The organism is Janthinobacterium sp. GW822-FHT07H11, from assembly GCF_058798615.1.
Genome location: NZ_CM179507.1, coordinates 679,762 through 701,182, shown reverse-complemented (window position 1 = coordinate 701,182; position 21,421 = coordinate 679,762). Strand labels below are relative to the sequence as shown.

Sequence of the window (21,421 nt, the reverse complement as noted above, 5' to 3'; positions counted from 1 at the left end):
CCATGGGCGAGGCGCGCGGCAAGGCCGAATGGCTGGACGCCTACCTGGCGCAGCTGGCCACGCAGCGCAAGCTGTCGCCGCACACGGTCGCGGCCTACGGACGCGACCTGCGCGAACTGCTGGAACTGAGCGGCAATACGCCCTGGACCGTTCTTGCCCACAACGAAGTACGTCGCTACACGGCCAAGCTGCACGCTGGCGGCCTCGACCCGCGCTCGATCGCGCGCAAGCTGTCGTCCTGGCGCGGCTTTTTCAACTGGCTCAGCGGTGAAACGGCACTCGACGCCAACCCCGTCGACGGCATCCGCGCGCCGAAACGGGCCAAGACCTTGCCAAAAGCCCTGTCGGTGGACGATGCCGTCCGCCTCGTGGCACCGGCGCAACACCAGCAGGGCGCCGCCGAGCCGGAACAGCTGTGCAACCGCGCCATGTTCGAGCTGCTGTACTCGAGCGGCTTGCGCGTCTCCGAACTGACCAGCCTGGACACCCATTACTGCAAGGCCGAGAACGGCCAGCCCGCCTCGCTGGGCTGGCTCGACATGGCCAGCTTCGAAGTCATCGTCACGGGCAAGGGCAGCAAGATGCGCAAGGTGCCTGTCGGCAAGGCGGCCCTCGTGGCCTTGACTGCCTGGCTGGCCGTGCGCCCGCCGGCGGCCGATGGCAGCGCTGCCTTGTTTTTAAGCACGCGCGGCACGCGCATCTCGCCCCGCGTGCTGCAGCTGCGCCTGAAGGCGCATGCGCTGGCCACGGAAATTCCCGCCAACGTACACCCGCATGTGCTGCGCCACTCGTTTGCCTCGCACCTGCTGCAATCGTCGGGCGACTTGCGCGCCGTGCAGGAAATGCTGGGCCACTCCAGCATCACCTCGACCCAGGTCTACACGGCCCTCGATTTCCAGCACCTGGCGCATGTGTACGACCAGGCCCACCCGCGCGCCAAGTTCAAGTAGACAGCCGCGCCAGTTGGCCGGCCTGATCCATATCAAGCGGATCGGCGCGCATTTGCAAGCATTTGCAAAATTCCGGCATAATCGTCCGGATTCGCCCGCTTGCGCGGCAGCACCACCGACTACAGCATAGGCATTCCCATGGCACTGATTCCCACCACCATCCTCACCGGCTTCCTCGGCGCCGGCAAGACCACCCTGCTCAACCGCATACTGCAGGAAGACCATGGCATGCGCATCGCCGTGATCGAGAACGAGTTTGGCCAGGAAAACATCGACAATGACATCCTGGTACAGGATAGCAACGAGCACATCATCGAGATGAACAATGGCTGCATCTGCTGCACCGTGCGCGGCGACCTGATCGTGGGCTTGACGGAACTGGCGCGCAAGCGCGACGCCGGCCTGCTGGCGTTCGACCGCGTCGTCATCGAAACGACGGGCCTGGCCAATCCCGGCCCCGTGGCGCAAACCTTCTTTGTCGACGAAGAAGTGGGCAGCCACTACATGCTCGACGCCATCCTCACCGTGGTCGATGCACGCCATGCCATGAAGCAACTCGACGAGTACGAAGAGGCGCAGCGGCAAGTGGGCTTCGCCGACAAGCTGCTGCTGTCAAAAACCGACCTCGTCAGTGAAGACGAGGTGGCCGTGCTGACGCGCCGCCTGAAGCGCATCAATCCGCGCGCGCCCATCGCCAAGGTCGATTTCGGCCGCGCGCCGCTGGCCGAGGTGCTCGACATCCGCGGCTTCAACCTGAATGAAAAACTGGAACTGGACCCGGATTTCCTGGCCACGGAAACGGCGCACGTGCATGACCACGACAAGGCGCACGACGATGCGCACGGCCACGACCACACCCATGCACACCAGCATGAACACGCGCATGAGCACAGCGACGCCTGCGCCACCGATTGCGGCCACGCGGACCACCACCATGCGCAGCACAGCGACGACATCGCCGCCTTTGTGTTCAAGAGTACGCAACCGTTCGACAGCGCCAAGCTCGACGAGTTCCTCGGCGGCCTGGTGCAGGTGTACGGTCCGCGCATGCTGCGCTACAAGGGCGTGCTGCTGATGCAGGGCGCCGAGCGCAAGGTCGTGTTCCAGGGCGTGCACCAGCTGATGGGCAGCGACCTGGGCGCCAAATGGGGCGAAAACGAGGTACGCGGCAGCAAAATGGTGTTTATTGGCAAGAATCTACCAAAAGACATTTTTATTCGCGGACTCGAACAATGTTTGGTATAAACTAGCCGGGTTTTGCAAGGAACCCGTTGCAGACATGAAACAAAAGGGAAAGTTAAGCGCGCTTTCCCGCTGTCTGATGACAATCTTGCTGGCATAAACCAACAAGTGGCCGCCTCTGATCGGCTAGTCAACAAATCGGGATGGCAATATAAAGCAAAGCGTGCCAAAATCAGCGACGAAAACGGCCCATGTCGTTCGCCTGTCATGAAATGCTGGCAAACTGCCGCTGGCCGCATGCCAGGCATGCAAGCGATCCACCCAACACGCAGGTCGACGCCGCGAGCGCGACTGGCATAGAGCGGTAAAAAGTTATCAACATGGCACCACATCCGGCCGGTAGTCCTGGCTTCCGCCGGCCAGCCAAGGTCGCACGCAGTACAGCGGGACAGCAATGCCAAGCGGAACCTGTACAGTTGCTCGGCACCGCCGCATCAACTGATCAATTTGAAAACTCTGTCGTATCGAAGGTAAGCGAAGTTATGACCAAAACTAATAAATCGACCCCGGCCGCCAACCAAGACATCCCTCTCATCAGCGAAGAGCAAATTCGCGCCATGGGCGAAGATGACTATATGAATCCGGCGCAGCTGGCATTCTTCAAGGCGCGCCTGCAGCAGCTGGAAAAAGACCTGCTGAAAAACGCGGGCGAAACCACGGAACACTTGCGTGAAACCGTGCTGGTACCGGACCCTGCCGACCGCGCCACCATCGAGGAAGAGCATGCGCTGGAACTGCGCACGCGCGACCGCGAACGCAAATTGCTGAAAAAAGTACAGCAATCGATCGCCAGCATCGACGCCGGCGACTATGGCTGGTGCGAAGAAACGGGCGAGCCTATCGGCATCCCGCGCCTGATCGCCCGTCCAACCGCCACCCTGTCGCTGGAAGCCCAGCAACGGCGCGAACTGAAGCAAAAACTGTACGGCGACTGATCCCCCTCCCCTTGCGCGGCCGCCCCGGCGGCCCCGCGATGGCGATAAAAAAGCACACAACTTCGCTTGCGTGCTTTTTTTTCGTCCCGCGCCGGCTACACTGAAGCAGGCGCGGCCGCGGCAAGTGCCGCTTGCAATTGCCTTTTCCATCCCCACTTTTGAGCCATGGGCGCGCAGGCGCATGACGCTGCACGCATCGGCACGAATCTTTTGAGGTCACTATGGAACAATTTCACGGCACCACCATCCTCTGCGTCCGGCGCGGCAAGCAGGTCGCCCTGGGCGGCGATGGACAAGTAACGCTCGGCAACATTGTCATGAAGGGCACGGCCCGCAAGGTGCGTAAGTTGTACCAAGGCAAGGTCCTGGTGGGCTTTGCCGGCGGCACGGCCGACGCCTTCACCCTGCTCGACCGTTTCGAAGGCAAGCTGGAAAAACACCAGGGCAACCTGCTGCGCGCCTCAGTGGAATTGGCCAAGGACTGGCGCACCGACCGCGTGCTGCGCCGCCTGGAAGCGATGCTGCTGGTGGCCGACAGCGAGTCGACCCTGGTCATCACGGGCAATGGCGATGTGCTGGAGCCGGAAGACGGCATCGGCGCCATCGGCTCGGGCGGCACCTACGCCCAGTCGGCCGCCAAGGCGCTGCAGGAAAACACGGACTTGTCGCCGGCCGAGGTGGTCAAGAAATCGCTGACCATCGCCGCCGAGCTGTGCATTTATACCAATATGTCACACATCATCGAAACCTTGGACTAAGAGTCCCCGAGAAAACGCCCATGGCTGCGTTGCCTGGCCTGGGCGTACAAAAACGTACTGCCTGCGGCCAAGCGCCTTGCCCTGAACGTTTTTCGGGCACTCTACGCAAAAGAAAGATAGAAAGCCACCTATGATCATGAACATGACCCCGTCGGAAATCGTTACCGAACTCGACAAGCACGTGGTGGGCCAGGCCAAGGCCAAGCGCGCCGTCGCCATCGCCCTGCGCAACCGCTGGCGCCGCCAGCAGGTGGCCGAGCCCCTGCGCCATGAAATCACGCCCAAGAACATCCTCATGATCGGCCCCACGGGCGTCGGCAAGACGGAAATCGCGCGCCGCCTGGCCAAGCTGGCCGAGGCGCCGTTCATCAAGATCGAAGCGACCAAGTTTACCGAAGTCGGTTATGTGGGCCGCGACGTCGACACCATCATCCGCGACCTGATCGACATCGGCATCAAGCAGACGCGCGCGCTGGAAATGAAGAAAGTGCGCGCGCGCGCCGAAGACGCGGCCGAAGACCGCATCATCGACATCCTCGTGCCGCCGGCGCGCGACTTCGGCTTCACGCCGAACACGCCGGCGGCCGTGGACACGGGCAGCGGCGACAGCACGCGCCAGACCTTCCGCAAGCGCTTGCGCCAGGGCGAGCTCGATGACAAGGAAATCGAGCTGGAACTGGCCGAGGCGGGCCCGCAAATGGAAATCATGGCGCCGCCGGGCATGGAAGAAATGACGGAGCAGATCAAGTCCATGTTCTCGGGCGTGGGCGGGCAGCGCAAGAAGGCGCGCAAGGTCAAGATCCGCGAAGCGCTCAAATTGCTGGTCGAGGAAGAAGCGGCCAAGCTGGTCAACGAGGATGAGCTGAAACAGAAGGCCATCCAGAACGTCGAGCAGAACGGCATCGTCTTCCTCGACGAGATCGACAAGATCGCCTCGCGCTCGGAGTCCGGCGGCGCCGACGTCTCGCGCGCCGGCGTGCAGCGCGACCTGCTGCCGCTGGTCGAAGGCACGACCGTCAACACGAAATATGGCATGATCCGCACCGATCACATCCTGTTCATCGCCTCGGGCGCCTTCCACCTGGCCAAGCCGTCGGACCTGATTCCCGAGCTGCAGGGGCGTTTCCCCATCCGCGTGGAACTGGAATCGCTGTCGATTTCGGACTTCGAGCGCATTTTGACGAGCACCGACGCCTGCCTGACGATGCAGTACGAAGCCCTGCTGGCGACGGAAAACCTGAAACTGCAATTCGCCCCGGAAGGCATCACGCGCCTGGCGGAAATCGCCTATTCGGTCAACGAGCGCACGGAAAACATCGGCGCGCGCCGGCTGCACACGGTGATGGAAAAACTGCTGGAAGAAGTGTCGTTTACGGCCAGCGAAGGCAGCAGCACGACGGAAAACCTGCTGGTGATCGATGCCGCCTACGTCAACGAACGCCTGGAAGCGCTGTCGGTCAACGAAGACCTGTCGCGCTACGTGCTGTAGCAAGCAAGGGGGAAACCGATGGCAAACAAGGCATTGGCGACGCGGCAGAAAATGCAGTTCCGCGTCGAACCCTCGCAAAAACCGCGCAACCCGGTCGCCACTGCCGCCCTGCAGCGCGCCGCCGGGGCGCACGGGAAGACCGTCTCCGGCCAGCGCCAGCAGGAAAAACGCCTGCTGGCGAAATTGCTGCTGAAGGTAGACGTCAAAGACTGATCGGAAATGTCCATGGCCAGGCGCATGGACGAAGACAGTATGAGCAATACGGCGAGGCCGTGCAACGCCGCCATGGGCATTTCAGGCCGCCCGCGGACACCCCGTTCCGGGGCGTCCGCCATCAGGCCACTCTCTGCCGCGGCGGCATCCCCTTAGAAACGGTAGGACGCGCCCAGCGAAAACATGTCGACCTTGGTGTCCTGCTTGCTGTTGTACTTGACCGGCACGCGGTCCCAGTCGAGGTGCAGCGACCAATTCTTGTTCAGCGCATACGCGGCACCGACACCATAGATCAGGCCAGCCTTGTTCTTCTTGTCCGAACCGCCGCCCAGGTAGTCGACCTTGCCCTGCGTGTAGGCCACGCCGGCGCGGCCGCTCAGGGTGAAGGCGTCGAACTGGTAGCCGAGCACGCCCTGCACGCCGGCGCCCGTGAACTTGCCGCGCCCGGCGACTTTGCCCGCACCGGTATCGAAGCCGGACTTGACTTCGCCGCCCAGATACCCCACCAGCTCAATCGAAGGCAGGGCCACGCCGCCCTGAAACGGCAGCGCGTCGAAACTGTAGCCCACGTAGGCCTTGCCATTGCGCTTGCTGCTTTTGTCGCACTCGCGCTGGCCGGACACGCAATCGAGGCCGCTACTGGCGCGAAAGCCATAGCTGGCGCCCGCGTAGACGGGACCCGGTTCAGCTTCGGCCGCCGAAGCGTGGAGGGGAGCGATGCTGGCCAGCGCCAGCAGCGCGGCGGAAAAACGGAAAGATGGGAACATGGATAACCTCTACAAGTGGATGGATTGCCTGGTTGTAGCGCGCTGCGCGAGCCACAAGCGGGAGTGTCATCTTTTTTGCCACAAAGTACTATCACCTTGTGCAAAGTGCCATTAAGGGCTACATTCGGTACCGTCATCCGCTACCAGACTTGTAAAAAGGGATATATCGTGAGTTCGCCTGAACTGGTTTTACGCGTGCTGCGCACCCAATTGCGCGCCGCCGGCATCACTTATAAGGTATTGGCCGAGCGCATCGCCATGAGCGAATCGAGCGTCAAGCGCATGTTTGGCCAGCACGACATGTCGCTGTCGCGCCTGGCCCTGATCTGCAAGGCTTCCGGCATCGCCATGGAAGACGTGCTGCGCGGCGCGGCCGACATCACGCCGCATGCCGACACGCTCACCCTGGTGCAGGAAAAGTCGCTGGTGGCGCATCCGCGCCTGCTGCTGGTGGCGATCTGCTGCCTCGGCCACTGGAGCCTGGAGCAGGTGGTGGAAACGTATGCGCTGACGCAGGCCGAGTGCATAGTCTGCCTGGCCGAGCTGGACCGCCTGGGCTTGATCGAACTCAAGCCCCTGAACCGCTACAGCCTGCGCGTCTCGAACGCCTTCCACTGGCTGGCCGACGGCCCGGTGCAGCAGTACTTCCGCGAACACGTGGTGGCCGATTATTTCAGCGGGCATTTTGACGGCGCCGGCGAAACCCTGATGTGCATCCCGGCGCGCTTGTCGCTGTCGAGCGCACAGGAGCTGGTGCAGAAGATCCGCCAGCTGGCCGAGGAACTGGCGCGCCTGCACCAGAACGACCGGCGCCTGGCACCCGCCGAGCGCGACGGCTTTACCCTGCTGCTGGGGTTTCGCTCATGGGAATTTGCCGCTTTCACGGCCCTGCGCCGCGGCACGGCCTCGGCCGCCCCGGCGGCGCCTTACCAGACCGGTCCCAGGAACAGATAGAGCGTGCTCTCGCCGCCCTTCGACGCGCCCGAGGCCACGTACACGGGGCCGAAACGCGTATCGACGGAGATGAAGGCACTGCTGGCCTGCGTAAACTTGCTGGCCTTCCAGCGCTCGCTCTGATCGAAGCCGCCGCCCATTTCCAGCGAAAACCCGGCCCGCACGGCGCCGCCCAGGGTGCTGGGCAGGGAAGCGATGCGGCGCGCCATCACGAAGCGCGCCAGGGCCACGCTGCGCCCCGTCACCGATTCGAACTGCGTGCCGGACAGGCGCAAGAAGCCCCCCAGGCTGAGCGGCGCCTCGCCGCGCTGGGCGCGCGCCCATTCGCCGTACACGTGGCCGGCCCAGTTGCCGCTGCCGAAAGCCTTCAGGCCCGTGACGGCGGAACGCCCCAGGCCCGATTCACCCGTGCCGGTGGTCGCGGAGCGCGTCCAGGTGGCGTCGAACAGCACGCCGCGCGTGGGGAAGCCGGGCGAGTCGAGCGTGTCGACGCGGAACTGGACGAACTGGTTGGTGCCCAGCGCCCGCTCCTTGGGGTAGGTCGGGTCGGCGGGGATGCTGATGTCGGCCTGGACTTCGCTGCGCGTGATGCCGAACTGCAGATCGCCCCAGTAACCGAACTGGCGCCCCAGCACCAGGCTGGCGCCCTGGCCGCTGTAAGCGACGCGCGCATTGCGCCGGCCCTTGTCGAACAGGTCGACCGCCTGGGAAGTGTACTGCAGCGATGGCGCGATATACCACGGGTTGCCGGCGCCCAGCGGCTGCCAGTACTGCACCCCGAAATTGCGCGCGGTGCCGATCTGCACCATGCTGCGCAATTCGCCGCCCCAGCTGTTCAGATTCGAGCGCACATGCAGCAGCTTCAGGGCAAAGGTATTGCTGTCCCTGAAATCGCTGGCCATTTCCAGGCCCACGCGCAGACGGCTGCTGGCCCACGGCGCTTCGACGGCCTTGATGGTGACGGCGCGCTGGTCGCCGGCATCGACCACTTCCGTTTCCACGCGCGCCACGTCGCCACGGCCATACAGCCTGGCCGCCGCCTTGAGCACGTCTTCCTGGCTCACGCTCTGCCCCTCCTGCAGGCCCGATTGCGCCTGCAGGATGCGCGGATTGATATCGCCCTCGCTCTCCACGGCCAGGCGCGTGAGCGGCAAGGCCACGTCCAGCAGGGCCGGCGCCGCCAGGCGCAGCTGTTCGCGCGCCGCGTACTGTTCCGGCGACAGGGCCAGCGGCGCCAGGCGGGCGGCCAGGGCCTGCGCCGCCTGCTCGCCGGCGCGCATGGCGCGCGCATAGTTTTCGAAGTCGAGGAAGCTGACGCCCGTCAGGTCCGGCGCCACCAGGATATCCTGCGCCTGCATTTCCTTGAGCGAGCGCTGCACGTTCTGCTCGGTGAGGATCTGCAGCATCTGCTGCGCCACGCCGATGGCGCTGCCCAGCTCTTTTTCCGGCGCCAGCGGCGTGCCCACATTGACGGCGATGATGATGTCGGCGCCCATGGCGCGCGCCATGTCGACGGGCAGGTTGCGCACCAGGCCCCCGTCGACCACCAGGCGGTTGTTCACGCGCACGGGCGCAAACACGCCCGGCACGGCCAGCGAGGCGCGCATCGACAGGAACAGGGGCGTATCGACCAGCTCCACCAGCTCGCCATTGACCAGGTCCGAGGCCACCGAGCGGAAAGGCAGCGGCAGCTGGCTGGCGGGACGGTCGCGCATGCCGGCCGGCAGCAGCCGGTTCAAGGCCATTTCCAGCGCCGCATTGCTGGCCGCGGCCGGCGGCGTGGAAATGCCGTTGCGGCTGGTGCCGAACTCGATGCGCGACGGCAGCAATAAATCTTCCTCGCGGCGGCGGAACGCCAGTTCGTCGCGCGGCGGCCGGTCCGCCACCACGCGCGCCCAGTTCGTTTCGCGCGCCATCTTTTCCAGGTCCGCCACGGAAGCGCCGGCCGCATACGCGCCGCCCACCACGCCGCCCATGCTGGTGCCCACCACCATGTCGATCGGCACATGCAGTTCCTGCAGCACTTTCAAGACGCCGATATGCGCGAGGCCGCGCGCGCCGCCGCCCGACAGCACCAGCGCGATGCGCGGACGCGCGGGCGCGGGAACCGCTGGGGCGGAAACAGGGAGGGGCGTGACGACGGGAACGTCAGCGACGGCGGCTTGCGGCAAGGCGCACAGCGCCGCCACGCAGCCCGCCAGGACGGCACGGATCGAGAACATGAAGACTCCTGGGGCGATGGCGGCACGGCACCATCGGCAAAACACGATAAAAACAGCGTTAATGCGACGGTGACGGCGCGCTGGCAGTCGTCACCTGCGGCGGCGCCGGCATCACGGTGGCCGGGCGCTGCTGCTCCATCGGCAGCGGCGGCGGCACCAGGTTCGTTGCCGGCGCGGGCGCGGCAGCTGGCGCCGGAGCGGCAGACACTTGCCCCGGCAGGGCCAGCGCCTTGTCGTCGGCCACCAGGTCGATGCGCTTGCTCACGCCACCGTCCAGCAGCAGCACGTGGCGCGCATGCACTTCCTGCACCGTCACGCCGGGCGCCACCTCGGCGCCTTCCGGCAAGGCCACGGAGGGCTTGCCGTCGGTCGAAATGATGGCCACGCTGCCGCGGCCATTGCCGGCCGCCACCACGCCCTTGAGCTGGTAATTGCTGGCCGTGGCCACGCTGACCTGGCCGCCGAACAGCGAGGCGCCGGCCTCCACGCTGGCATCCTGCACCACCGGCACGGGAGGCGGATTGATGGGGCGCTGCGGCGCCTTGAACAGCTGCATGGCCCAGTAGGCCAGCGACACGGACAGCGCCACGACGGCGAGCAAACTTGTAAATTGGGGCAAACGCTTCATGGCTTCCTTGGGTTTCTTATCGGACGAGCTGATTGATTTCGATAATCGGCATCAGCACGGCCAGCACGATCAGCAGCACCACCACGCCCATGGCCAGGATCAGGGCCGGTTCCAGCAGGCCGGCAATCGTCAGAGTGCGGCGTTCCAGGTCCTGCTCCTGCGCGCTGGCGGCGCGCTCGAGCATGGCCGGCAGCTCGCCCGTGATTTCGCCCGCGCGTATCATGTGGATCAGCATGGGTGGAAAATGCTTTTGCGCCGACAGCGCGCGCGCCAGGCTGACGCCCTCGCGCACGGCGCCGCTGGCCTCGGCCACCAGTTCCTGCATCGCCACGTTGGTGAGCGTATCGCGGCTGGTGTCGAGCGCGCGCAGGATAGGCACGCCGGACCCGGTGGTGATGGCCAGGGTGCTGGCAAAGCGCGCCGTGTTCAGGCTGCGTTCGAACTTGCCGTACAGGGGCGCCGTCAGCAGCCAGGTATGCCAGCGCCGTTTCAGGGCCGGCTGCTGCAGCGCGCGGCGCCAGGCGAACCAGGCGCCGACGAGGATCACGGCCACGACGATGCCGTAATGGCGCACGAAGTCCGACAGCGCCAGCATGATCACGGTCAGCATGGGCAGCTTCTGCTTGGTATTGGCAAAAACAGAGACGATCTGCGGCACCACATAGGTGAGCAGGAAAATGACGATGGAAAACGCCACCACCGTGACGATGGCCGGATACGTAAACGCCAGCTTGACCTTCTGCACCAGCGCGTTGCGCCGTTCGATGTAGTCGGCCAGGCGCGAGAGCACGCGCGACAAATGGCCGATCTGCTCGCCCGACGCCACCAGCGCCCGATAGATCTCGGCGAAATCGCGCGGGTGGCGCGCCAGCACGTCGGAAAACGCGGCGCCGCCGATCACTTCCGAGCGGATCGAGGCGATCAGGTCGCGCAAGTACGGCCGCTCGGCCTGTTCCAGCAGGGCGGAAAACGCCTGCTCCAGCGGCAGGCCCGCCTCGAGCAAACTGGCCAGCTGGCGCGTAAACAGGGCCAGCTCGGTGTTTGAGAGGCGCTCGCCGAAGCCGCGCCGGCGGGTCACGCCGGCGGCGTCGACCTGCGCGGCGATCGGTTCGACGGCCAGCGGCACCAGGCCTTGCACGCGCAGCTCGGCGCGCGCGGAACGGGGACTGTCGGCATTGAGCACGCCCTTGCGGGTGGCGCCCTGGGCGTCGACGGCTTCATAGCGGAATGCGGGCATGGTGGCGGGCCTAGTCTTTGGTCACGCGCAGCAATTCTGCCTGCGTGGTGGTGCCGTCGCGCAGCCAGCGTTCGCCGTCCTCGCGCATGCCCGTCATGCCGTCCTGCAGGGCGACGGCGCGCACGTCCGCCTCCGACGCGCGGTTGTGGATCTGCGCGCGGATCTGCTCCGTCGTGCGCAGCAGTTCATACACGCCGACGCGGCCCTGGTAGCCGGTCTGGCCGCACTGCTCGCAGCCGACCGCCTGCCAATATCCGCTTTGGCCATCGAAGCTCTTGCAGGAACCGCACAGCTTGCGCACCAGCCGCTGCGCCAGCACTCCCAAGAGCGACGACGACAGCAGGAACGGTTCGATGCCCATGTCGAGCAAGCGCGTGACGGCGGCCGAGGCGTCGTTCGTGTGCAGGGTCGCCAGCACCAGGTGGCCCGTTAAGGATGCCTGCACGGCGATCTGCGCCGTTTCCAGGTCGCGGATCTCGCCGATCATGATCACATCGGGATCTTGCCGCAAAATCGCCCGCAGCGCCTTGGCAAATGTCATGTCGATGCGCGGATTGACCTGCGTCTGGCCCACGCCGGCCAGGTCGTACTCGATCGGGTCTTCCACCGTCAGGATATTCGTGGTGGTGGCGTTGAGCATCGACAGCGCCGCGTACAGGGTCGTGGTCTTGCCCGAGCCGGTCGGACCGGTGACGAGCACGATGCCGTGCGGCTGCGTGATCAGGCCGTCGAACTGCTTCAGCATGGGCGCGCTCATGCCCAGGTGCTGCAGGTCGAGGCGGCCCGCTTCCTTGTCCAGCAAGCGCAAGACGGCCCGTTCGCCATGCCCGGTGGGCAGGGTCGAGACGCGCACGTCGACGGGCTTGCCGCCCACGCGCAGGGTGATGCGGCCGTCCTGCGGCAGGCGCTTTTCCGCGATGTCGAGCTGCGCCATGATCTTGATGCGCGAGATCAGCGAACCGTGGATGGCTTTACGGGGGCGCACCACGTCGCGCAGGCTGCCGTCGATGCGGAAGCGCACGACGGAGGTCTGCTCGAACGGCTCGATATGGATGTCGGACGCGCCTTCGCGCAGCGCCTGGGTCAGCAAGGCGTTGATCATGCGGATGACGGGCGCGTCGTCGGACGATTCGAGCAAGTCCTCGATGGCCGGCACGTCCTGCAGCAGCTTGGTGAGATCGAGGTCGGCGTCGAATTCATCGGCCATCTGCGAGGCATCGCCGCCGCCGCCCGCGTAGGCGCCGGCAATGGCCGCGTCGAGCTCGGGGCGCGGCAGCACCGTCAACTGGATCTGGCCGAAACGGCGCGACACTTCGGCAATGGCCGCCGGTGCCGTCGATGCGGCCACCAGCACCTCGACCGGGGCGCCGTCGTGCGCGCCGGGCCGGGCCAGCAGGCCGAAATCGCGCGCGTAGGCGTAGGGAAGCAGATTGCTCATGACTGTCCCATCACTTCTGCGGCTGCTGCGGCTGTTGCTGATACTGCTGCAGCAGCGACTGCGGCGGCGTGGCCGCGTTGGCCGGCGCGCCTGGCGGTGGCACCGGCGCCGGCGGCACGGGACGCGTCACCATGCTGCCGCCCACGGGCTGGCCATCCTGCAGGGCCGGCAGCACGGGCGTACCGAGGTCCTTCAGCATCAAATTGCCCGTGGCCGGCACGGCTGCCGTCTCGGCCGAGCGCATGTAGTCGTAGCGGTCGGCCGCCAGGCTGCCGCTCTGCTCCTTGTTGCGCACGATGACGGGGCGCAGGAAGATCATCAAATTCGTTTTCTTGCGCTCGCGCGTCTGGTACTTGAACAGGTTGCCCAACAGGGGGATATCGCCCAGGCCGCGCACTTTTTCCGCATTGTCGCCCGTGCTGTCCTCGATCAGGCCACCGAGCACGATGATCTGGCCATCGTCGGCCAGCACATTGTTCTCGATCACGCGGTTGTTGATGGTGATGCCGCTGACGGCCGTCGACGTGGATTTGTCCACGCTCGAGGTCTCGTGATAGATGCCCAGCTTGATGGTGCCGCCTTCGGAAATCTGCGGGCGCACCTTCAGGGTCAGGCCCACTTCCTTGCGGTCGATGGTCTGGAACGGGTTCGTGTTGGTGCCGGCCGTGCTCGTGTACTGGCCCGTCAGGATAGGTACGTTCTGGCCCACCTTGATGGTCGCCAGCTCATTGTCCAGGGTGATCAGGTTCGGCGTCGACAGGATATTCGCGTTGCCGTCCGACTCCAGCGCATGCGCCACGGCGCCCAGGCCCAGCGCGCCGTTGATCTGCTTGAAGATGCCCAGGGTCAGGCCGCCCGTCGGCAGCACCTTGCCGCCGCCCAGCGCCAGCTTGGCGATATTGTTGTCGGTGCCGCTGGCGAACGACTGCAGCGCGCCCACGCGGTAGCTGCTGCTGCTGTCGCCCGACAGTCCCAGCCACTGCACGCCGAACTCGGAGGCCTTGGCCGACGTCACTTCGACGATCAGCGCCTCGATGTAGACCTGGGCGCGGCGCACGTCGAGCTGGTCGATCACGGCGCGCAGGTTGCGGTAGACGGCTTCGTTGCACGTCAGGATCAGGGTATTCGTCGAGGCGTCGGCCTGGATGAAGCCGGCCGCGCCGCCCGACGACAGTTGCTGCGGCGCATTGTTCAGCGCAGCGCCGCCCGTACCGCCGCCTTGCGAGCCGCCGCCCAGGCCGGTGCTGTTCATGCCGCTGTTGTTCTGGCTGAGCTGGTTGTTCGTGGCGAGGTTGTTGCTGCCCTGCTGCGCCGTGGCCGCCGTGCCGTCCGACGTCACCACCGAGCGCAGGGTCTGCGCCAGCTTGGTGGCGTCCGCATTCTTGAGGTACACCACGTGCACATTGCCCAGCTGCGTGGTGGGCTGGTCCAGCTTCGAGATCAGCGACTTGGCCAGGTTGGCGCGCGCCGCCGACGGCGCGCGCAGCACCAGCGAATTGGTGCGCGGGTCGGCCAGCACGGACACCTTGCCCGCGTCGGCCGTGGCGCCGGCGGCGCTGCCGCCGCCTTCCATCAGCTTGTTCACCATCGAGGCCAGGTCCGAAGCGATGGCATAGCGCACGGGAATCACGTCCAGGTCCGTCGAGGCGGGCACGTCGAGCGCGGCGATGATCTTCGCCAGGCGCTTGAGGTTATCCGCGTAATCGGTGATCACCAGCGAGTTGTTGCCCGGGTTGGCGTTGATCGTGTTGTTCGGCGAAATCAGGGGCCGCAGCACGGCCAGCAGGTTGGCCGACGACTCGTAGTTCAGGTAAAACACCTGGGTGGCGATCTGGTCGCCCTTCACCTGGCTGCTGCCATTGCCCACCTGGGTCGGCACGGATTGCAGCTTGGCGTCCGCTTCCGGCACCACCTTGGCATAGCCGTCGCCGGAGACCACCGCGTAGCCCTGCAGGCGCAAGGCCGAGGCCAGCAGCGCGAAGGCCTGGGTCTTGCTGATCGATTTTTCCGACACCAGCGTGATCGTGCCCTTGACGCGCGGGTCGATGACGAAATTGATGTTGGTGTAATGGCCCACCGCCTTGATCACCGATTCGATGTCGGCGCCGACGAAATTGAGCGCCGCTTCATCGCCGGGCGCGGCCCAGACGGGCGCCGGCATGCCGGCCACGGCACAGCACAGCAGGGCGGCGGCCGACAGGCGGCGCAGCGAGAAGGAGGAAGTATTTGGGCTCACGGATGGTTTTTTCATTGTCTAAACTCTAAGGCGATGATGTTCTTTTCGCTATTGCTACGGCGCTGTCCCAGCAAATTCAACAAACTCGCCAAGGTCTCTTCATATCCTGCTGCGGCCTGGGCCTGGCCGGAAAACTGCATGCGCCCCTGGTTCAGGCTGCCGCTGCCGTCGAGCAGCAGCGGCCCCTTGATGGAGCGCAAGGTCAATACTGCCTGCTGCCCCTGCCAATCGAAATCGAGTTCATAGCTGCCCAGCGGCCGCAAGGACGACAGGCGCGAGGCCATGTCCGTCATCTGCAAGGTGGTGCGGCCAACGGCGGAAAACTGCTGTTTTTCCAATGCCAGTTCCAGCGTGCTCCACGACAGGCGCATGCTGCCCGTCGGCGCCACGGTATTCAACGGCGCGCCGAGACCGCCGAGGCCGTCGGCCGGCAGCAGCAGCGCGGCCGGGCTGACCTGCCAGCGCGACCACGAGCCGCGCAGGTTCACCGGCTGCGACAACGCCTGCGGATTGTGCAATTCCACGTCGACCGCAGCCCACAGCACCGAGGGCGAAATGCGCCAGCTGAAACGCCCGGGCAGCAGCGGCGTCACGGCGCCATTCGCGCTGGCCGCCCCGCCGATAAAGGCCGAGCCGCGCCACAGGGTACCCTGCGCGTCGCCCAAGGTCAAACGCCCGCCCGTCTGCTTTTCCACGACGGTAGCGAGCCAGCCGGCCGGGAAGAACACCAGCAGGGTCAGGCACACGCTGAGCAGGATTGCCAGCAGCCATCCGAGCAGGCGCATCATCGCGTCGCGCCCGGACTCTGGTGCAGGCTCAGGGTGGCATCCACCAGGCCCGCCTTGCCCTGCGCCGTGATCTTCGCTTCCTGCACCGCGATGCGGCCTTCGCGGCGCAAGCCGTCCAGCCACAGCATGACGCTGGCGAACGGCACGCCGTTCAGCTGCACGCGCGCATATTCCCCCGTCAGCGACAGCGATTGCGGCGTCAACCCACGCGCCTTGAGCGAGGCGTCGAGGCTTTCACGGCTCATGGGTGCCACCTGCACCGGCGCCTGGCGCGCCAGCTCACCGGCTTCGCGCGCCAGCGCCTGCAGCTGGGCCGCGTTCTGGCGCAGCTCGGGCAGGCTCTTTTGCAATTCGATGCGGCCCGTCCAGGCGGGCTCGAAAAACACCGCATAGACGAGCGCCAGCCCCGCCACCACGCCGCCGATGCTCAAGAGCTTGCGCTCCTGCGGCGTGCGTACGGCCCAGAAGGCCTGCACGGCCTGCTGGCGGGCGGCCAGCATGGCGCGTCCCCTGTTGATTGCTGCACTCATGCTTTTGCTCCCGTGGCCGGCGTGATCTTCCACACGCCCGGTTCCGTCTCGTTCAAGGCCAGCTTGCGCGCAGCCAGTCCGTCGCGCACCTGCGCCTGGGCGCTGGCGTCGACCATGTCCGGTTTCAGCCTGACGATCAGGCTGCGCTCGCGGTACTCCAGCGACGCCACCACGCCGCGTCCGGCCAGGCCGCCCAGCGCCTCGCCCAGGGCCGCGCTCATGCTGGTGAAGTCATCCATGCTGGCCTGGCCGCCCTGCAGCCGCGCGCTGGCGATATTGCGCCGCATCTGTTCCGCTTCCAGGCCATACACGGGCGCCTCGTTCGGATACGCGGCCTTGAAGGTCTGCTGCATCGAGGTGCGCACGGTGGCCGCCTCGCGCTTCAGGCGCATCCATTCGATATTCATGCCGGCCAGGTTGACGAGCACCGTCAGCAGGGCCAGGCGCAATGGCCAGCGCCAGCGCCGCCAGTCGGCCGCCGATCCCGTCGCCGTGCCCAGCGCGGGGGCCAGGTCCGGCGCCGCGCCGCGGGCGCCGGCGATCCAGTGCGCCCAATGGTCGCTCTCCACCGTCACGCCGTCCATGCCGGCGGCCAACTCTTGATATTGCGCAAGCTCGGCCGGCGCCACGTACACCGTCAGCGGCACGTCGCCGGCAAACGCGCGCGTCGCCAGCAGCGCCTGCTGCGGCTGGGCCGGCAAGACCAGGCCCAGCCCCTCTTGCGGCGCCTGGCGCAAGGCCAGCTCCAGGCCGTCGCCGCTGGCCTGCAGGGACGCCGTCACGCTGCCCGGATGCAAAGGCAGGCACAGCTGCGACGGCAGCACGGCCACCTTGCGCGCGCCCTGCGCCAGCACGGCCTTCACCAGCACCTCGATCCAGGCGCGCTGCGCCACGGCCACCGTGCGCATGCCGTTGGCATCGGGCGCGCCGGCGGCCAGCAGGCAATCCTGCGCATCGCCGAGGATATGTTCTTCCACCAGGCCCGGCAGCGCCGCGCGCAGGCGGGCACCGGCCAGCGGCGGCGTTTTCAGGCGCAGCAGGGTCACGTCGGCCGCCGCCAGCAACAGCACCACCTGCTTCGCGCCGGCGATCAGCTGGCCCAGGCTGCCCAGGGGCGTACTGCCCTGCTGCTGCAGGGCGCCGCCGTCGCCCGCCAGCACGAAGGAGCAGGCGGGCGCGCTATCGGTGGACGCCTTGGCCGGGTGACGGATATACAAAGTTGTCAAAGTGACTCGCTTTCAGGGTTAATTTTCCCGCAACCAGACCAGGCTGGTGGTGCGCTGCGGATCCGTTTTTCGATTGACGAGCGCCACGGCGTCGAGGGCGGCGCGGTCCAGCCGCACGCGGATGACGGTGAGGAAGTAGCGGCTCTTCACATCGATATCCACGCCTTCGATCGGTTTCTTGCCATTAATATTATTCTGGAAATTTTCTCTATCGACAAACTTTTTGCGTGGATTGCTCAAGGTCAGGGCGCTGGCCTCGGACAAGGACATGTCGGTGATGGCCGACAGCACCTCGGCCGGGGCCGTATTCACGTTCACGGCCGTCAATTCCGGCAGCACGATGACGAAATCGCGCAGTTTTTCGATGATTTGCGGCGTATAGCCAGGCACGGCCAGCAAATCCTCGACCTGCGTGAAGGCCACCGGCTCGCTGCCGCCGCCCGCGCCGCTCGCGGCCGCGCTCTTGCCATCGCTGTCGCTGCCCGCCGTGCGCGGTGTCGGCCGGGCCCGCAGCACGGCGTCGGCCGTGGGCTGCGCCAGCGAACTATCGAGCTGCAAGTTCGACAGCAAGCGTTGATATGCCCGCACATTGGGCGGACTGACACCGCCAGTGGCAATGAGCAGGTTGCTGATATTAAAGCGCGCCTGCGCGTCGAGCGCGCGGCCCGAGACGGTGGCGTCGAATTTTTCCGTGTCGACCTTTTCGCGGTCCACGTAATCGTCGAGCCGCGCCTCCTCGATGGGCGTGGCCCAGACGCCGTCGGCGGCCGTCAGCGCAGGATTGTCCTGGCGCAGCCAGAAGCGGGCGAAATCGACCATGCCGCGCATGGCCCATTGCGTCTGCAGGCGCAGGCGCTGGTTTTCCATCGAGCGCACCTGCACCTGCTGCTGCCAGAACAGGCTGGCGACGACGGTAATGGCCAGCGCCGTCAGCAGCAAAGCCGTGATGACGGCCACGCCGCGCTGGTGCGCGGGGCGAATAAACGGCTTCATCCCGGCCCCAACAAGAAGACTTTGGACAGGCCCGCGTCCTGGCCCGGCATCTGCAAGGTCACTTCCAGGCCCGGCACCACGGCCGAAATCTTCGCGCCGGCCGTCAGCACGTTCCAGGCGCCGTTGCTCCAGCCGCGCATGACCATGCCCTCGACGCCGTGCATCAGGGCCACGTCGGCGCCGGAAGTATCCGTATCGTCGCGCGCCGCCTGCCATAAAGTGTCGAGCACGGCCAGGTCGCGCGTGCCGTTCGACTCGCGCCGCGTCAGCACGCCGCCGCGCAGGCGATAAGTGACCACTTGCAACTGCTGCGGCTCCTGTTCCGAGGCGGCCAGGCGCACCAGGGTCAGGCGGTCGTTTTCCGCCGACAGGTTGATGCGGCCATTGAGCAGGTTGTTGCCCGTGCCGGCGCCGGCCAGGTGGTCGCAATCGCTCTGCATCTGCGCAAACGCCAGCTGCATGCCGCGCGCCTGCTCCAGCTGGCTGGTCAGCACTTCGCGCGAGCGCACGATGCTGTCCAGGCCGCGCCAGCCCAGCACGGCGACCATGGCCAGGATGCCGATCGCCACGAGCAGCTCGATCAAGGTGAAGCCCGCGACGGCAACGGTGCGGCGCGCCATCAGTCGTTAAAGGAAAGCAAGACCAGGCGCACGATGCGCCGGGCCGGGTATTGCGCGTCATACACGTTCACGCGCACTTGCCGGATGCGGGGATTCGGCGTGGCCACCACTTCTTCCTCGCAAAGGAGTTTTAAATCGCCCTGCGGGCACTCTTCGGTGCGCTTGCCCGTCTGCGGGAAGGTCTTGGCCAGGCGCAAACGCACGAGGTGGTTTTCCGCCGACCAGGTGGCCATCATGGCGCTGCGCAAGCCGTCGCTGTTCTGCGTCAGGCTGCCCACGGCGCGCAAGGATGCGCCCAGCGCCGTGCCGACGATGACGAGGGCGACCAGTACTTCCAGCAAAGTGAAGCCGCGCTGGCGAGGTTGTCGGGTAAAGGCCATCATTGTTCGACCGTGAAGTGGCCGATGCCGTCGGCGCGGATGGCCACGCTGCGCTCGCCGCTGGCCAGGGTCAGCACGAAAGGCTTGTCGACCGGTTCGCGGCCGAAGATGATGCGCAGCGGCTGGGCCACGCTGTTCGACGGCTGCACGCTGAGCAGCATGGGCGTGTTGCTGAAGCTGCGTTCGCGCAGCAAATCGTCCTGCGTCACGGCTTGCCACAACTTTTCATTAAGCACCAGGAAACGGTATTGATTTTCATCAGCCTCGAACGCCACCGGCCGGCTGCGCACGATGGCTTCGTCGCGCGCCAGCTGCAGCAGCAGGGCGATACGCTCGGCTTCCTTCTGCAAGGCTTGCTGGCCGTTCGGCATGGCGTTCAGCGACACCAGCCCCAGGGTGACGCCGATAATGACCATCACCACCAGCAATTCGATCAAGGTGAAGCCGCGGGCGCGCTGCGGGCGCGCCGCGCGCCGCCTGCTCATGGCATGCATACAAGTGGGAAAGCTTACAAGTCCCACGAGCCGATATCGGCATCGTCGCCGCTACCGCCAGGCTGGCCATCGGCGCCCAGCGAAATGATGTCGACTTCGCCTTTGATGCCCGGCGACAGATACTGGTAAGGATTACCCCAAGGATCTTTCGGCATCTTTTCCAGGTAGCCGCCCGCCTTCCAGCCATTCGCGGCGGGACCGGTCGTGGGCTTTTCGATCAGCGCGTGCAAGCCCTGCTCGGTGGTCGGGTAGCGCTGGTTGTCCAGGCGATACAGTTTCAGCGCCTGCATCACGGTGGCGATGTCGACTTTCGCCGCGGCCACCTTCGACTCGCCCGTGCGGGCGATCAGCTTGGGCACCACCAGCGACGCGAGGATACCCATGATCACCACCACGACCATGATTTCGATCAAAGTGAAGCCGCGCGCGCGGCGCTGGCGGATCGAACGGTTTGCTGCGTTTTGCATAAGAATGAGGAGAAGGTAAGTAATGAGTGCAGAGTATAAAGCCGAAATATGACAAAGCCTGTCATATGGGGAAAAAATTCTGCGGTGCCTGTCAGGCCGGCAAGACCACTTCGCCGCAGACGGCACAGCCGGGGTCGCGCGCCACGCGCATGCTGCTCCATTCCATGTGCAAGCCGTCGAGCAGCAGCAGGCGCCCGGCCAGCGATGCTCCCGCGCCCATCACCAGTTTCAGCGCCTCGGCCGCCTGCATGGCGCCCACCACGCCGACCAGCGGCGCGAACACGCCCATGCTCGAGCATGCCTCGTCCGTGAACTGCTGGTCTTGCGGGAACAGGCAGGAGTAGCAAGGCTGGGTGCCCGTGCGCGGGTCGAATACGCTCACCTGCCCGTCGAAGCGGATCACGGCGCCCGATACCAGCGGCACCCTGGCCGCCACGCAGGCGCGGTTGACGGCATGGCGCGTGGCGAAGTTGTCGGTGCAGTCGAGCACCACCGTGGCGGACAAGACCAGTTCGGCCAGGCGCGCGCCGTCGAGGCGCTCCTGCAAGGCGATGATCTCGATCTCGGGATTGATGCCGATCAAGGTTTCGCGTGCCGACAGCACTTTCGGCTGGCCCACGCGGGCCGTGGTGTGGGCGATCTGGCGCTGCAGATTGGTCAGGTCGACCGTGTCGTCATCGACCAGGGTCAGCTTGCCGACGCCGCTGGCGGCCAGGTACATGGCCGCTGGCGAACCGAGCCCGCCCGCGCCGATCACCAGCACGTGCGCGTCGAGCAAGGCTTGCTGGCCTTCGATGCCGATCTCGTCTAACAGGATGTGGCGCGAATAGCGCAGCAGTTGAGCGTCGTTCATG

Annotated in this window: 22 protein-coding genes; 7 read left to right on the top strand and 15 right to left on the bottom strand. The window is 65.8% G+C overall.

Annotated elements, in window-relative coordinates:
• Window positions 1-2 precede the first annotated feature (2 nt).
• From AC3RCJ_RS03115 to AC3RCJ_RS03090, 6 genes are all read left to right on the top strand, one after another.
• Window positions 3-950 (top strand): tyrosine recombinase XerC, encoded by a 948-nt coding sequence (locus AC3RCJ_RS03115; protein WP_492956955.1) that lies wholly within the window; start codon window positions 3-5, stop codon window positions 948-950.
• 138 nt (window positions 951-1,088) lie between these two features.
• Window positions 1,089-2,195 (top strand): CobW family GTP-binding protein, encoded by a 1,107-nt coding sequence (locus tag AC3RCJ_RS03110; RefSeq protein ID WP_492956956.1) that lies wholly within the window; start codon window positions 1,089-1,091, stop codon window positions 2,193-2,195.
• Window positions 2,196-2,674: 479 nt separating this feature from the next.
• Entirely contained in the window at window positions 2,675-3,127 is a 453-nt protein-coding gene (gene dksA / locus AC3RCJ_RS03105; RefSeq protein WP_492956957.1) for an RNA polymerase-binding protein DksA, read from the top strand.
• Window positions 3,128-3,348: 221 nt separating this feature from the next.
• On the top strand, window positions 3,349-3,885 hold the full coding sequence (hslV, locus tag AC3RCJ_RS03100) for an ATP-dependent protease subunit HslV (RefSeq protein WP_010394217.1): 537 nt from the start codon (window positions 3,349-3,351) through the stop codon (window positions 3,883-3,885).
• 136 nt (window positions 3,886-4,021) lie between these two features.
• Window positions 4,022-5,374, top strand: a complete 1,353-nt coding sequence (gene hslU, locus AC3RCJ_RS03095) for an ATP-dependent protease ATPase subunit HslU (RefSeq protein WP_492956958.1) — start codon at window positions 4,022-4,024, stop codon at window positions 5,372-5,374.
• 18 nt (window positions 5,375-5,392) lie between these two features.
• Entirely contained in the window at window positions 5,393-5,587 is a 195-nt protein-coding gene (locus AC3RCJ_RS03090; protein ID WP_492956959.1) for a hypothetical protein, read from the top strand.
• A 152-nt stretch (window positions 5,588-5,739) separates the two neighbouring features.
• Here AC3RCJ_RS03090 and AC3RCJ_RS03085 read toward each other — a convergent pair whose 3' ends face one another.
• Complete coding sequence (locus AC3RCJ_RS03085) at window positions 5,740-6,354, bottom strand: outer membrane protein (RefSeq protein ID WP_492956960.1); 615 nt, start codon at window positions 6,352-6,354, stop codon at window positions 5,740-5,742.
• A gap of 168 nt (window positions 6,355-6,522) precedes the next feature.
• Here AC3RCJ_RS03085 and AC3RCJ_RS03080 point away from each other — a divergent pair, with 168 nt between their 5' ends.
• Window positions 6,523-7,308 carry a helix-turn-helix domain-containing protein gene (locus AC3RCJ_RS03080; RefSeq protein WP_492956961.1) on the top strand — a complete coding sequence of 262 codons (786 nt, stop codon included), beginning with the start codon at window positions 6,523-6,525 and terminating at the stop codon, window positions 7,306-7,308.
• Here AC3RCJ_RS03080 and AC3RCJ_RS03075 read toward each other — a convergent pair.
• From AC3RCJ_RS03075 to AC3RCJ_RS03010, 14 genes are all read right to left on the bottom strand, one after another.
• On the bottom strand, window positions 7,281-9,530 hold the full coding sequence (locus tag AC3RCJ_RS03075; protein ID WP_492956962.1) for a patatin-like phospholipase family protein: 2,250 nt from the start codon (window positions 9,528-9,530) through the stop codon (window positions 7,281-7,283). The two genes, AC3RCJ_RS03080 and AC3RCJ_RS03075, sit on opposite strands and share 28 nt — an antisense overlap.
• 58 nt (window positions 9,531-9,588) lie before the next feature.
• Complete coding sequence (locus AC3RCJ_RS03070; protein ID WP_492956963.1) at window positions 9,589-10,158, bottom strand: type II secretion system protein N; 570 nt, start codon at window positions 10,156-10,158, stop codon at window positions 9,589-9,591.
• Window positions 10,159-10,174: 16 nt separating this feature from the next.
• On the bottom strand, window positions 10,175-11,395 hold the full coding sequence (gspF, locus tag AC3RCJ_RS03065) for a type II secretion system inner membrane protein GspF (RefSeq protein WP_492956964.1): 1,221 nt from the start codon (window positions 11,393-11,395) through the stop codon (window positions 10,175-10,177).
• Window positions 11,396-11,405: 10 nt separating this feature from the next.
• The gene (gene gspE, locus AC3RCJ_RS03060; RefSeq protein WP_492956965.1) at window positions 11,406-12,833 is read right to left on the bottom strand and encodes a type II secretion system ATPase GspE; all 1,428 of its coding nucleotides are present in this window, start codon (window positions 12,831-12,833) and stop codon (window positions 11,406-11,408) included.
• 10 nt (window positions 12,834-12,843) lie between these two features.
• Window positions 12,844-15,084 carry a type II secretion system secretin GspD gene (gene gspD / locus AC3RCJ_RS03055; protein WP_492956966.1) on the bottom strand — a complete coding sequence of 747 codons (2,241 nt, stop codon included), beginning with the start codon at window positions 15,082-15,084 and terminating at the stop codon, window positions 12,844-12,846.
• On the bottom strand, window positions 15,081-15,857 hold the full coding sequence (locus AC3RCJ_RS03050; protein WP_492956967.1) for a type II secretion system protein N: 777 nt from the start codon (window positions 15,855-15,857) through the stop codon (window positions 15,081-15,083). Before AC3RCJ_RS03050 ends, gspD begins: the two co-directional genes overlap by 4 nt.
• Window positions 15,854-16,387, bottom strand: coding sequence for a type II secretion system protein M (locus AC3RCJ_RS03045; protein ID WP_492956968.1), 534 nt, complete (start codon window positions 16,385-16,387; stop codon window positions 15,854-15,856). The genes AC3RCJ_RS03050 and AC3RCJ_RS03045 overlap by 4 nt, the downstream gene beginning before the upstream one ends.
• Window positions 16,384-17,613, bottom strand: coding sequence for a type II secretion system protein GspL (gene gspL, locus AC3RCJ_RS03040; RefSeq protein ID WP_492956969.1), 1,230 nt, complete (start codon window positions 17,611-17,613; stop codon window positions 16,384-16,386). The genes AC3RCJ_RS03045 and gspL overlap by 4 nt, the downstream gene beginning before the upstream one ends.
• A gap of 18 nt (window positions 17,614-17,631) precedes the next feature.
• Complete coding sequence (gene gspK / locus AC3RCJ_RS03035) at window positions 17,632-18,606, bottom strand: type II secretion system minor pseudopilin GspK (protein WP_492956970.1); 975 nt, start codon at window positions 18,604-18,606, stop codon at window positions 17,632-17,634.
• On the bottom strand, window positions 18,603-19,226 hold the full coding sequence (locus AC3RCJ_RS03030; RefSeq protein ID WP_492956971.1) for a PulJ/GspJ family protein: 624 nt from the start codon (window positions 19,224-19,226) through the stop codon (window positions 18,603-18,605). The genes gspK and AC3RCJ_RS03030 overlap by 4 nt, the downstream gene beginning before the upstream one ends.
• A complete protein-coding gene (gene gspI / locus AC3RCJ_RS03025) occupies window positions 19,226-19,609 on the bottom strand; it encodes a type II secretion system minor pseudopilin GspI (protein ID WP_492965270.1) in 384 nt (127 codons plus the stop codon). Before gspI ends, AC3RCJ_RS03030 begins: the two co-directional genes overlap by 1 nt.
• Entirely contained in the window at window positions 19,606-20,100 is a 495-nt protein-coding gene (gene gspH / locus AC3RCJ_RS03020; RefSeq protein WP_492956973.1) for a type II secretion system minor pseudopilin GspH, read from the bottom strand. The genes gspI and gspH overlap by 4 nt, the downstream gene beginning before the upstream one ends.
• Window positions 20,101-20,114: 14 nt before the next feature.
• Window positions 20,115-20,567, bottom strand: coding sequence for a type II secretion system major pseudopilin GspG (gene gspG, locus AC3RCJ_RS03015; RefSeq protein WP_492956974.1), 453 nt, complete (start codon window positions 20,565-20,567; stop codon window positions 20,115-20,117).
• 91 nt (window positions 20,568-20,658) lie between these two features.
• The gene (locus AC3RCJ_RS03010) at window positions 20,659-21,420 is read right to left on the bottom strand and encodes a HesA/MoeB/ThiF family protein (RefSeq protein WP_492956975.1); all 762 of its coding nucleotides are present in this window, start codon (window positions 21,418-21,420) and stop codon (window positions 20,659-20,661) included.
• Window position 21,421 lies beyond the last annotated feature (1 nt).